Annotated in this window: 15 protein-coding genes; 2 read left to right on the forward strand and 13 right to left on the reverse strand. The window is 43.1% G+C overall.

Going from position 1 to position 12,839, the window contains the following annotated elements; genetic code table 11:
- Window positions 1–11: 11 nt before the first annotated feature.
- Window positions 12–872: an ABC transporter permease gene (locus tag M1D71_RS22105; RefSeq protein ID WP_458127326.1), complete on the reverse strand. Its 861-nt coding sequence runs from the start codon at window positions 870–872 to the stop codon at window positions 12–14.
- A 541-nt stretch (window positions 873–1,413) separates the two neighbouring features.
- Here M1D71_RS22105 and M1D71_RS22110 point away from each other — a divergent pair.
- Complete coding sequence (locus tag M1D71_RS22110) at window positions 1,414–2,490, forward strand: LacI family DNA-binding transcriptional regulator (RefSeq protein WP_458123695.1); 1,077 nt, start codon at window positions 1,414–1,416, stop codon at window positions 2,488–2,490.
- Window positions 2,491–2,596: 106 nt separating this feature from the next.
- Here M1D71_RS22110 and M1D71_RS22115 read toward each other — a convergent pair whose 3' ends face one another.
- The 11 genes from M1D71_RS22115 to M1D71_RS22165 all read right to left on the reverse strand — a co-directional run bounded on the left by M1D71_RS22115 (window position 2,597) and on the right by M1D71_RS22165 (window position 10,899).
- Window positions 2,597–3,415 carry a purine-nucleoside phosphorylase gene (locus tag M1D71_RS22115; protein WP_458123696.1) on the reverse strand — a complete coding sequence of 273 codons (819 nt, stop codon included), beginning with the start codon at window positions 3,413–3,415 and terminating at the stop codon, window positions 2,597–2,599.
- A 526-nt stretch (window positions 3,416–3,941) separates the two neighbouring features.
- Window positions 3,942–4,943 carry an endo-1,4-beta-xylanase gene (locus M1D71_RS22120; RefSeq protein ID WP_458123697.1) on the reverse strand — a complete coding sequence of 334 codons (1,002 nt, stop codon included), beginning with the start codon at window positions 4,941–4,943 and terminating at the stop codon, window positions 3,942–3,944.
- A gap of 237 nt (window positions 4,944–5,180) precedes the next feature.
- Entirely contained in the window at window positions 5,181–5,537 is a 357-nt protein-coding gene (locus M1D71_RS22125) for a hypothetical protein (protein ID WP_458123698.1), read from the reverse strand.
- Between the two features lie 89 nt (window positions 5,538–5,626).
- Complete coding sequence (locus M1D71_RS22130; RefSeq protein ID WP_458123699.1) at window positions 5,627–6,124, reverse strand: aminoglycoside phosphotransferase family protein; 498 nt, start codon at window positions 6,122–6,124, stop codon at window positions 5,627–5,629.
- A 41-nt stretch (window positions 6,125–6,165) separates the two neighbouring features.
- A complete protein-coding gene (locus M1D71_RS22135) occupies window positions 6,166–6,291 on the reverse strand; it encodes a hypothetical protein (protein WP_458123700.1) in 126 nt (41 codons plus the stop codon).
- 41 nt (window positions 6,292–6,332) lie between these two features.
- Complete coding sequence (locus M1D71_RS22140) at window positions 6,333–6,812, reverse strand: DinB family protein (RefSeq protein WP_458123701.1); 480 nt, start codon at window positions 6,810–6,812, stop codon at window positions 6,333–6,335.
- A 337-nt stretch (window positions 6,813–7,149) separates the two neighbouring features.
- The gene (locus M1D71_RS22145; RefSeq protein WP_458123702.1) at window positions 7,150–7,632 is read right to left on the reverse strand and encodes a hypothetical protein; all 483 of its coding nucleotides are present in this window, start codon (window positions 7,630–7,632) and stop codon (window positions 7,150–7,152) included.
- Window positions 7,632–8,153: a cysteine hydrolase family protein gene (locus M1D71_RS22150; protein ID WP_458123703.1), complete on the reverse strand. Its 522-nt coding sequence runs from the start codon at window positions 8,151–8,153 to the stop codon at window positions 7,632–7,634. Before M1D71_RS22150 ends, M1D71_RS22145 begins: the two co-directional genes overlap by 1 nt.
- 30 nt (window positions 8,154–8,183) lie before the next feature.
- Window positions 8,184–8,606 carry a hypothetical protein gene (locus M1D71_RS22155; protein WP_458123704.1) on the reverse strand — a complete coding sequence of 141 codons (423 nt, stop codon included), beginning with the start codon at window positions 8,604–8,606 and terminating at the stop codon, window positions 8,184–8,186.
- Between the two features lie 41 nt (window positions 8,607–8,647).
- Window positions 8,648–9,193, reverse strand: a complete 546-nt coding sequence (locus M1D71_RS22160; RefSeq protein ID WP_458123705.1) for a GrpB family protein — start codon at window positions 9,191–9,193, stop codon at window positions 8,648–8,650.
- 215 nt (window positions 9,194–9,408) lie between these two features.
- Window positions 9,409–10,899, reverse strand: coding sequence for a glycoside hydrolase family 43 protein (locus M1D71_RS22165; protein WP_458123706.1), 1,491 nt, complete (start codon window positions 10,897–10,899; stop codon window positions 9,409–9,411).
- 179 nt (window positions 10,900–11,078) lie between these two features.
- Here M1D71_RS22165 and M1D71_RS22170 point away from each other — a divergent pair, with 179 nt between their 5' ends.
- Complete coding sequence (locus M1D71_RS22170) at window positions 11,079–11,981, forward strand: ArsR/SmtB family transcription factor (protein ID WP_458123707.1); 903 nt, start codon at window positions 11,079–11,081, stop codon at window positions 11,979–11,981.
- 127 nt (window positions 11,982–12,108) lie between these two features.
- Here M1D71_RS22170 and M1D71_RS22175 read toward each other — a convergent pair whose 3' ends face one another.
- Window positions 12,109–12,636: a DinB family protein gene (locus tag M1D71_RS22175; RefSeq protein ID WP_458123708.1), complete on the reverse strand. Its 528-nt coding sequence runs from the start codon at window positions 12,634–12,636 to the stop codon at window positions 12,109–12,111.
- Window positions 12,637–12,839 lie beyond the last annotated feature (203 nt).

The raw sequence follows: 12,839 nt of genomic DNA on the forward strand, positions 1-12,839 counted from the left end.
AATCTCCTTTCCTAGTAGAGGCCTTCGCCTTCATTCAATTTCTTCACGATCAGATTCACCGTCACCAGCAGAATCACATTAATAACCGAGTTGAACAATCCCACTGCCGCTGAATAAGCGTAATCTCCCGATTGCAGTCCCACCTTGTAGACATATGTGGCAATGATCTCGGAGGAAGGCAGGTTCATGGATGTCTGCATCAGATAGGCCTTCTCAAATCCAATGGACATAATCCCCCCAGCTGCCAGGATAAAGACGATAGCCATAATCGGACGAATGGTTGGAAGGTCGATGTGCCGAATACGTTGAAGGAGGTTCGCTCCATCCAGATTGGCCGCATTGTGAAGCTCTGGATCAACATTGGCCAAAGCCGCAACGTATATGATGGAAGCCCAACCCGCTCCGGTCCAGATATCGGACAAAATGTAGATCCAGCGGAAATATTCCGGTTCAGACATGAACATGATCGGCTGACCTGTAATCCAAGTGGCGAATTGATTAATTGGCCCTGTCGGTGAGAGGAAGATGAACAGCATTCCCACAACGACAACAACGGATATGAAGTTGGGTGCGTACAGAAACAATTGAATATTTTTCTTGATGCCAGCTTTGCGTACCTGATTCAGCATGAGTGCCAATATAATGGGCACCGGGAAACTGAATATCAATCCCAAAAAGCTGAGTTTAAGCGTATTCATTAGAATGATATCGAAATTGGGTGAAGCTATAAATTTCTCAAAATGCTTCAGACCTACCCAATCACTGCCCATGATGCCTTTGATCGGACTGAAATCCTTAAATGCAATGATGGCTCCGTACATTGGGATATACTTGAAGATAAGGGTCAAGATTAAGGCTGGTGCGAGCAACATATATAAAAAGTAATTCTTTTTGAGCTGCTGCAACTTATGACCGCTGGTCGTCCTCACTTTCAGTACCCTTCCTCTGCCCTTTTTGCTGTCTGCTATGTTATCCAACATGCTACCCCCGTTTCATTCTTGAAGTTGACAATTGATTTCGGTAAGGGCTTTCAATATTTACAATTGCCTATTTATTAATTTACAATTTATCAGGTATCAGAGGATTTAGTCAATATGTTTTGTAAAAATAATTTGTGCATTTGAAATATATTTTTGTGCATCAATGTGACTAAACATTACTGAATTTGCATATAGACAGTATTTATTTTTATAAATCAAACCCAGGAATCCCCACGTTATCACCATAATTGGTCTATCATTGTTACTAATGAAAAAAGAACCTTATGATCAAACCAAAAAACATGCACTCATTTCAGAATGTAAACAAAATTGTGCATTTGTAAATTCAAGATTGCTATTTGTCCCGTTCTATTATACATTTGACGTAGAGAAGAATATGGATGACTATTGATTATTAGAGGTGAGGCATTAGATGGCAAAGGAAAAAGTCACGATACAAGACATCGCCGATGCTTTGGGAATCTCCAGGAATACGGCTTCCAAAGCATTAAACGATAGCGGAAACATTCCGGATGAGACTAGAAACCGTGTAATTAAAAAAGCAATTGAACTTAAATATAAACAATTCGCCTATATGGAAAATGAGCATGTTCTAACCAAGGCTCCGAGCAATATCGCCCTGTTAACTGAAAATCTGCCTAATACATCCCACTTTGGGTCATTGTTGATTAGTGGTTTGGAGAAAAGAATCAGTGCGGAGGGATACAATCTCTCGATTCATATCGTGCGTGAAGACGATCAAGATGCGCTTACACTGCCCAACAATTTTGATATCGCCAAAGTAGACGGAATCATTTGCATTGAATTATTTGATCTGGAATACACTCAGCTTATTACGGATCTCGGCATCCCCACGATCTTTATCGATTGCGCTTCCAACATATGTTATCCCGAATTCCAAGCAGATTTGTTACTTATGGAGAATGAACATAGCATCTACCAGTTAACCAAAAAGTTAATTGAGAGCGGCTACACAAGTATCGGATTTGCCGGAGATTACAATCACTGCAAGAGCTTTAATGAACGATGGACTGGATATCACCGTGCTATGCTGGAAGCGGGCCTGCAGGTCGATCTGTCCCATTGCATCGTAGATAATGATCGCCTGTGTTTCTCCAAGCCCGGATGGTTGAACCAGCGAGTGGCAGAGATGGCATCCTTACCTTCCGCTTACGTATGTGCTAATGATTTTATTGCGGTCGATCTGATCCGGGCTTTGAAAGCCAGAAATGTCGCTGTTCCACAGGATGTTGCGATATGCGGATTCGATAACGCACCCCAATCGCGAATTATTGAACCTCCGCTAACGACGGTTCATATTTACAGCAATGAAATGGGCATTAAGGCTGCAGAGATGCTATTATCCCGAATTAAAAACCCGACACAGCCGTATCAGATCTCGCATATTGTGACCAAACCTATCATCAGGGAGTCCACGCCAGCAATCATGCCTGCTAGTTCTCAGATGGTTCATAGTTCTGTAAAATAAAAAAACCGTATGTCTCACGAGTAACAGCTCGTGAAGCATACGGTTATTTCAGTTTTTGACTGGCCTGTCATGTAACACGATCCTTAGGATAGAAATAATCTCACGATTAGATCTCTTTCAAGATGCCTTTTACCAGCCCGATAAAGGTTGTTTTCACTTGGGCAGCCACTTCAATGACTTCATCATGACTTAACGGCTGATCCAGAATGCCACAGGCCATGTTCGTCAGACAGGAAATACCCAGCACCTTCATCCCGCCATGAATGGCGACAATGGCTTCAGGTACCGTGGACATACCCACAGCATCCGCACCCATCGTACGAATCATGCGAATCTCGGCTGGTGTCTCATATGCCGGACCACTCCACCACGCATAGACACCTTGCTGCAGGCCAACATTCTGCTCTTCTGCAACCTTCAGAGCAATGCTGCGCAGTTCGCGATTGTACACCTGGGACACATCAGGGAAGCGTACTCCCAGTTCAGCATTATTCGGTCCCATCAACGGGTTATTGCCTACCAGGTTAATATGATCTGTAATGAGCATCAGTTGGCCCGGCTCAAAGCTTGTGTTGATGGCTCCGCAGGCATTCGTGATGAGCAATTGTTCAACACCCAGCGCTTTCATAATACGAACCGGGAACGTCACTTCATCCAGTGTGAAACCTTCATAATAGTGAAGGCGTCCCTTCATTGCCACCACCGTTTTGCCCATCAGTTCACCAATAACCAGTTCATTGGCATGGCCGATGGCCTCGGATTGTGCAAAATACGGAATTTCTGTATACGGGATAACGGTCGCATTCTCGATCTCGTCCGCGAGCGCTCCCAGCCCCGAACCCAGAATCATGCCTACGACAGGCTTGGTATGGATTCGGTTTAATATGTAATCTCTTGCTTCTTGAATATGTACGGATTGATGCATAATGATATCCTCCTGATGATCTGAATTGAGTTAACGAGGTGCTACTAATCAAGTGTAATGAACAATGGTCATGATGTAAATGGAAGCCGTCTCAATGTTCACCACTTCATATATGATTTTGATCAACTCACGATTTCAGGATCAGATGATCCATGGACCCACTAGTCTAGGGAATATTTCGTTTTACTTTTCGCATAGTCCATTCCCATCATCAGTAATGACATCATGGATGCAAACATCAGAGGCTTGATTAGGGTTCCCTCACCAAAAATATAATAACTAAATGTACAATTCCCGGCGAAAGTAATTAAATAGTTTCGGATGTACTCCATCTTCTCATCTCATTTCAGAATAGAATTTGGTTCACCATTTCTTTATTTTACCCTATCACACATTTCCATATAAAACCATATTTCAACTTAACTACGTGTTTCAACCACGCCAAGATAGCCGTACTGTAGAAATTAATATGAGTACAGTAAAAAATCGGCCACATCGTGACCGATTCTCTTTCCTTACCTGATGTTCAGGACATATGGTTTACAATACGCCAGAATGATTCCTTTGGCTGCAACTGCTGATCAAACACAAAGGGCCAATTTTTGCGTCCACGTACCGGAAAATGATCCAACCAGGTATAATTATCAGCTACTCCCCAGAATGTCACAGAGGAAATGGATGATTTATACTCACGGAACAAATTAAAGATTTCTTCATATCGACGCTCCTGTAGCTCAGCCATTTCCGAAGTGGGCGCAGTGAGATCCGTTCGGCGATCCTCATAACGGAACACCGACAAGTCCAGCTCGGTAACATGCAACTGTACATCCAGTGAAGCGTATCGTTCAATAGCCATTCGGATCTCCTCAATGGAAGGACCATGGATATTCCAGTGTCCCTGCATCCCTATCCCATGTACAGGCGCTCCTTTGTCCAACAAGGACCGAACCAGTTTGTAGATCTTCTCCCGTTTGACCGGGTCCGTCTCATTGTAATCATTATAGAAAAGCAGGGCATTCGGATCAGCTTCATGAGCCATACTGAACGCTTGCTGCAAGTAATCTTCCCCCACCAGCTCTAACCACTTCGTGTCCCGCATGAATAAGTCGGTCTTATCTTCAATAGCCTCATTGATAACATCCCACGCATATATTTGCCCCTTATATCGACCTACTACCGTATCAATATGTTGCTTCAAGCGGGATAATAGCAGTTCTCTGGAAGCGGGAGCACCTGAGGTATCCTCAAAGACCCATTTCGATGTTTGATTATGCCAGACCAAAGTATGTCCGCGAACCGCAATCCCTTGGGCAACGGCAAAATCAACAATTTGATCCGCTGCCTCAAATGTGTAACGATCCTCCTCCGGGTGAATTTCTTCGAATTTCATCTGATTTTCAGCCGTGATGCTATTGAAGTGCTTGGCGATAAACTCCCCTTCGGACTGCAACATTCGGGTATGTACAGCAGCACCTATTTTGAACTTGTTTGCATAAGCAGCATGTAGTGATGGAATTTCTGATGACATTTACAATTCCTCCCTGCCTGTTTTTATCCATCATATCGCTTTATGAATACGCTTACGATGAACAGATTAAACATCTTCCCCCTCATATTTAACTATTTTTGGACCCCATCCCTGTTCGTAAAACAAAAGCACCCCCATGTTCCACTGCCCAGGGCAACAGAACTATTTTCATGGAAGGTGCTTTGTAATAGTGATATTCCGTTGAATTCAACTCAGGTTTGGAAATGGTATTATGCTTTATAGCTTGTCCACCTGTAATAAAGTCACCTGTTTCAGTGTACATGCCGGGTTAATCTGCTCCTCGGACAGAATGTTAAGTTTAATCAGACTTTTCAGCTTATGGCTGTCCACCTTGGACAACAATCGCCAGATATCTGGGTCAGGCAGAGCAGCATACAACTTCTGATCATCGTATTCTTTACGTTGCTGAAGCACCGTCTTCACCGTGTAATTCCCAACCTGTGTCTCATAGACACCTTGTTCCGCACAATACGCGACAATCTCATCTCGTAGCACAGACAACTGTTGCTCAATATTTTTTTGCTGTTGCTTCAATTCAAAGTAGGATTGCACTTTTTCTTCTATAACGATCACGCTCCTCTATTATCATAGGTATGCGAGGAACGCTAGTTTAGGACAGGCTGTTTATTTTATTTGCAAAAATGTCGTCTTACTATTCCTAATCACAGCAGATATTCATTCAAATATGGATTATAGACAGTCATGCTGTGAACCCGTTCCATTACTTTTGGCCCCATGGGTACATCCCCAACGCGCTTTAACAGAATCCAGCGAAGACAAGCTATAGCTTCAAAAACCTGCTCCTCTTCCAACGTGTACGTATAACTTACAGAACGTGCAAATTGAGCGCGATACATCTCACCGTAACTTTCCCCATTATAGATGGTGATCAAAAAAATAGACCATGCCATATCGTACCTCGGATCGCCGTATTGCCCATTGGTCCAATCGATAATGGTGTAATGGCCGTCCATTTCAAGAATATTTCCCAGATTATAATCGCCATGAATCAAATGGTCCTGTCTGATCTGGACATGCTGAATCAGGTTTGCGAGATGCTCATGAATATCTTTATGTAATTCAATTTGAGGAAAAAAGTATTTAACAAAATCGGTTCTCGATATATATTCTCTATCTTCTCCATCACCCACTTTATTCACCGGATAATGGTGGACCTCCATTAATCGCTCAGCCAACCGTGTCAGTTTGTCATCACACTCGCTTCCAGTCCAGGTACCAAGGGAATGATCCGATGCTCCTGTTCGATCACCTGCTGGACACGTTCATCCAGTTGCATCCAATCTATCTGGTTAAGTTGAATGGTCATCGTTCTCCTCCATTCATTCATGTCATACCGCTCTCTCCCTGTTAGTCAGGTATAATCAGGCCTTTGCCGATTACATTGGCGGATACCGGCTGCTTGCCCAATTCTCTGGACCATACGGACAGCTGTCCCATATGGTGAATCTCATGGGCGATCACATGTCGCATGACTTCTCCCCATGAATCTGTACCGACCTTGCCAGCTGAGCGCTGATCAATATAAGCTCTTTTTTCCATACTCGGCTCCCAAGCTGTAACAAATACCTCCACATCAGGACGTAACTTGCGATCCAATCGCCTTACCGCCTCAAGATTCTGGTAGTTTGCAAAATCTTCTGCATCATCCGGTTTGCCCTGAAGCAACTGAAGCCAGCTCCACTCTACATCAATGATATGAAAAAACGTTTGTAATATGTTGCCTACTCCGCCTGTGCGGGGCCGAAGCAATTCTTCAAGCGATACATCTTCACACCACACATACCATTGCTCACGTACCATCCAGTTATAACGAAAAAATGTTTCCATTTGAAACCCCTTTTCATTTGTGCTTCAAGAACGATTGGATCAGGATTAGTCTACTCTCTTGAATGATTTATCCTCTTTTTCATAAATAAAATGACGTTATAAATAATCAGGACATTCAACAAGTATTCAAGAATATTGATGTTTACTGTAAACACAAACCATATCGTATCGTCTGGCTTCGCATAGTGATAATCCGTGAAGAACCGGAATGGGAAACCATATTCTGTTCAAGGTGCCCCTTCCGTGTATGCTTTTCCGGGAATAATAATGACAGCTAACACAGCAAGCCAGGCTGATAGATTCATTATTCTTCTGTTAATCGTCAATACCTCTCCCCTTACTCATCACTGACGGGATCTTCTCCAAAGTAGGTTCCCTCCAGCTTTTGATCCATAAAGTCTCTTAAGTACTTTTGATCAAGTATATATCTCGAACTTCTATTAAATCTGCTTTTTCTGGTTACAATAATCTGTTTCCGATTGTATTGAATTGTAACTTCAGCATTATGCTTTAATCTCAAAGCAATGCCTGCACTAATGCTTCCTGTGACATCATCTACTGGTATTTTGGTTGATTCCGGGGCTACATTCAGCCAGCCGACTATACGGCTAATGTCTTCTTTACTTAACGTAACATTGTCAAACCTAACGTGTCCTGCACCGTCGCCTGTCCTAGTGTACACGACTATGCTCATCTCTGTGCTTATCACTTGATTTCTCGAAATCGGCTTATTTGGATCAGGGTTACTCGTGATTAGAAAATACAGAAACATGATTGCCGCACCTATGAAAAACCAGAATCGCCTACGTTTTCCTAGCATTACAGGGCATTCTCCGTATCCACCACTTTGGCAAACAATCCCAGCACCGTATTGTGATGCTGTATAATCTGATCCGCTTGAAGCGCGTTTGAATGCCATGTACTGTGCGCATCTCGAACCAGATTGACTGTATATCCCAGACTGAACGCTCTGCGGCAAGTTGTATCTACACATACTTCGGTCTGCATACCCGTGAGGATCAACTCCGTCACACCATTTTCTTGCAATTTCAGATGCAGATCGGTTTCGTGAAACGAATCCGGTGTCTCCTTTTCAATCACGAGGTCACCAGCAATCGGTGTGATGGACGGATGTATGGCCCACCCCGGAGTTCCTCGTTCCAGTGGACTGCCTGCTTCTTCGCTGTGCTGGATATATATGATGGAATGGCCTGCTTCACGGGCCTTGGCAATTAACATCTGGATCTTCTGAAGCAATTGTTCCCCCTGATATACAGGATCTGCCTCATCAAACATCGCTACCTGTACGTCAATAATTAGAAGTGCACAATGCGTTGTCATCTTGCTTTCCTCCTGACGAATCAATTTAATTCAAATCTTTCTTCCTCGCATTTTTAACAAGACTTCCAATCCTATATCAATCAGTACAAATAGGATAGCAGCAAGAACACCAAATAAGGTCAGAACTAACGTCTCTTTGAAATTCAGAATTTCTTCTCCAGCGCCCATGAGCAAATAATAAATATACATACCTAAAACTCCAGCACATGCATAGCCCACTATCCTCGTACTTAGATACGACACATGATTGACGAATTGAATTCGGCTCAGCAGATAGTCCAACAATATCGATAAAGGTAGCCCGATCAATACGATCAGGGGAGTCGCGTATACCAGATAAATAACAATGTAAAAATCAAAACTGTAGGACTTATTCATCGATAGGATACTTGCAGCTAAAGTAAAACAAATAATGGTTAGAACGGTCGTCATCAGCTTTCTTCCCATGTTCATCTCATCACTCCAATAAAGGTTTCTCTATTCATTGGATGTTCTTATGCGTCAGATTTTGCCGGATGCCAACCGATTTCTTGAGACCAACTATGCGCTCTCTGTAATATGCTCCACACCGTCGGTCCTTTTCCTTCAACATACTTGGGACGCTGATCCTTATACAATGACATGAGTCTGTGCTTTTCTTCTGCATATCTCATACAATCTTCTGGATGTCCCCTCAAATAGTCTCTGAACAGCAAGGTCATCTGCTCGGAGAAACTGCCTGCCTGTCTAACGTGTATATGTATCCTTCTGCTTCCGGGTTCTTCCCGAAAGTAACGTTTAGTCTTATCTGGATTTTCTGCTCTGAATACAAAACCGACTGTTTCGATCTCATGCTTGTAGTCCAATAAATTTTCATAATTGGAAACAGATATTTGTATATCTATGATGGGTTTGGCGTCTATTCCCAAAATTGAAGTGGACCCCACATGATCGATCCGCACAGCCTTTTCTCCTAACGCTTCTCTTAATTTCGAACCCGTTTCGAGAAACAAATCACGCCATGCCGGATTATACTTTGCAATTCTCCATTGATCCTCCATGCAACTCCTCCTTAGATATTCAATCAAGCTATATAATTAAATAACAAGTTCTTTTGACCTTTTGTTACATTTAGATTATTTAAAGGATGCGATAAAGATAACAGGAGCTTCTTCCTAGTCTAAACACCTCTTCTCTATTGGCGTGTATTAATATATCTATATTTTGACACACATTAAAAAAAAGAGAAGGACCATTAGGCCCTCCCCTTCACTTCTTAATGATATTCACATTTGAAATTTGTAAACTCAGCGGAAGCATCTTGCCCACTCGCGTATAAACCAATAAGTACGCCTGTAAAACCTCCTGCCACCTCCGAGGAAAGGTATCTCGTCTGTGCCGAGCCCAGCAGAATCTCTTCACCATCTGCTTGAAGCAGGAAGCTGTAGCGTTCCTGACTTGAACGGATGACTAGTGTTGCATGCTGTTTATTTCCTAGATCTACTTCATGTTCAATCGATTTGATATCACCGATATTCAGACGCTCGATCACCTTATAGCCGTCCTGCTCGTGACGAATTGCCACTTCATAATGATGATTCTCATCCATGTAGATCGTGATACCCGCTTCACCGTTCGTTAGACTGACATCGACAGAGATTGTAGCATTAAAGTCTTTTTGACGTAACCCAATGAACGTCGGCGATGCCGGAACGTCCAGCGTCACTTCAGTTCCTCTTAGCGTAAGTTTGTCTGACTCAAGTTGATAATGCTCTGTATTCGGATGACGAAGATAACACCAGTCGAGGTTCCAGTCGGTATTTTCAAACGTATAATTCTTCTTATCCTGCTGGATCACCGTGCCCGGAATACGATTGGTCTCAAAACTCGTCAGCGTCGTGCCTTCATGCCCAGCTGTAAACCATCCGTCTTCACCAAACGTAACCGGAGTCAGGAACACCTCCCGGCCCAGATGATGGTACGTAGCCCATCTGCCAATCTGCCGGAATCCCAAGTGAAAGAGCCACCAGTTCCCCAGATCATCCTCAACCAGGTCACCATGACCCACACCCTGTAACTCATATCCACCTAGATTGCGGTTAGTTAAAACCGGATTGTGCGCATAGGCTTCGAACGGTCCCGAAGAAGAAGTTCCCCGAGCATACGTAACCATGTGACCATACTCCGTGCCGCCCTCAGCTGCAAGCAGGTAGTAGTATCCATTTATTTTATACAGATGCGGGCTTTCCAGATATCGTCCACCTGTCCCATTCCATATCGACCGACTTGGGCTAAGTTTGCGGCCCGTTTCAATCTCAATCTCACACTGGACAATTCCGCCAACGCCTTCATCATCCACCCCATTACTCATAAACAAGGTCTTCCCATCTTCAAAATACAAATCCGGATCAATCCCGCCTTGATCCACATAGATAGGCTCAGACCATTCTCCGTAGATATCGTCCGTCCATACATAGAAATTCTGATGCGTCGTATCATTCGTTGTCACCATGTAGAAACGCCCGTCATTGTGCCTGATGGTTGGGGCAAATACACCCCCGGAACTGTTCACCGTCTCGAGCTGAATCTGGCTTTTACGAGTCAGGCAGTGACCAATCTGCTTCCAATTCAGCAGATCCTTGCTTTCAAATAGCGGTACGCCCGGAAAGTATTGAAAAGAACTGCACACCATATAGTATGTATCGTGCACCTTAATCACACTAGGGTCTGGATAGAAACCTTTTACAACAGGGTTATTGTATTTCATTACTCCACTCCACCTCTTATTATAAAATTCATAAATATAAGAATTCAACTTCGTAACAACTAAAAAAATTAAACACTATTAGGTGTAAACTTGCAATGAATCTGGATTGCATCTTGGAGCTAATTTTATTAAATTAATATATATGTGATTTTATAGATTAAGGGTAGGGAGTTGTACAGATGATCAAAGCAAATGGAGAGCCCCAGTTCCTTCCTTTATATGAGGCGCTAGCAAGCGAAGTCAGATGGAGAATCATGGATATGATTGCAGATCGCGAGAAGAATGTGAAGGATATTGCGGCAGCATTAGAGCTTAGCCCCTCCATTGTCACGATGCATATTCGCAAACTGGAGGATGCGGGGCTAATTGGAAGCAGACGAGTTCGGATCAACGGAGGAACACACAAGTTATGTTACCTCAAGCAAAATCAGATTGAGGTCGAGCTGCCATCCGCAAGCCGAACTTCACGAACCAAAGAGCAGACGATATCTGTCGGACACTACACTGCTTTTGATATTCACCCTACCTGTGGGCTAGGAACACTTGAGAAAGAAATCGGCGTATGGGACGATCCGCGTTACTTCCTTGATCCCGAACGTGTACACGCCGCTATCTTGTGGTTTGGGAAAGGCTATGTTGAATATAAAACACCAAATTTTGTACTTCCTGACCAGACAACCGATGCTATTGAGATTTCGATGGAACTGGCGTCTGAAGCTCCGGGATTGCGGGATCATTGGCCTTCGGATATTCGATTCACCTTCAATGGCGTTTCTCTCGGAACGTGGACAAGCCCTGCCGACTTTGGCAGAGCAGCGCGAGGCAAATATACACCAGAATGGTGGCATCGCAATGTGAATCAGTATGGATTATTGAAGACCATTCGCATTGATGCCTCTGGTACCTATATGGATGGTGAGCAGATGTCGGACATCAGACTCGCGGATATTAAGCTTAGCGAGCCGTTTTGGACGCTACGTTTCACAGTTGACGAGGAAAGCCCTAACGTAGGTGGTTTAACGATCTATGGTTCCGGTTTTGGTAATCATGATCAGGATATTGTTATTCGTGTATTGAGTTAATTTTCTCATCTAATCGATTAACTCGATTTTCTCAAAAACATTATATTTCTCCAGATCTGAAGTAACTGCAAAGGGTAGGAGGTGATATAATTCAGATCTGGCATTAGAAGATTGACCTGTCTATGTGTTAGCAATCATTTTGTGTCTGGAACCACTTTCTTAGCTGATTAATATGAGCTTGATGATAACGGTTATGGTCAGCCATATGCCATAATCCCCAACGTATTGTAGCTTGCTTTTCATTCTGATGCCCAAAAGTAACTACTCGATCTAGATCAGAATCTGCTAAATGTGCACATGTTTCTTTCAGAAGTGTTAATACACCCTCATATTGAGAGATAAGTGTGTCACGTGACAAGCCTTGAACCAGCGGAAGTCTATTATTTTCATCGATCATGGGACCATATTGCTCTATTAATGGCTGAGGAAGGACAGCTCCCTTTATTCTGTAGACCCAATTCAAATCAACAAACATAATATGTCGTATTAATTGAGCTACACTATTAAACTGGTTCTCTACCCCTTTGTAATCTACCTCTTCTTGCGACATCCCCTCTGTAATCGATTTAAGTCGTTGGCCGTTCTCTGTTACTGCGGAAAATAACATCCCCACAACTGGTGACATATCGACTTCACCTTGTAAATCGTGTATCATAGTCATCCCTCCTCTTCACCTTTGCTCTTTCAACAGGTCCTTAATTTCTCTTAACTCTGATAATATTTCTTTTGTGTGTTGGCTACTTTTTGAGTTATCTATTCCAATTTTCACGACATAAATACCGAGAAACAGATACACCACCAACATAATGATCATCCCCACATACATCTCTCCTTTCTGAAGCAGCACATTACTACGAA

This window comes from Paenibacillus sp. Z3-2 (genome assembly GCF_054161325.1).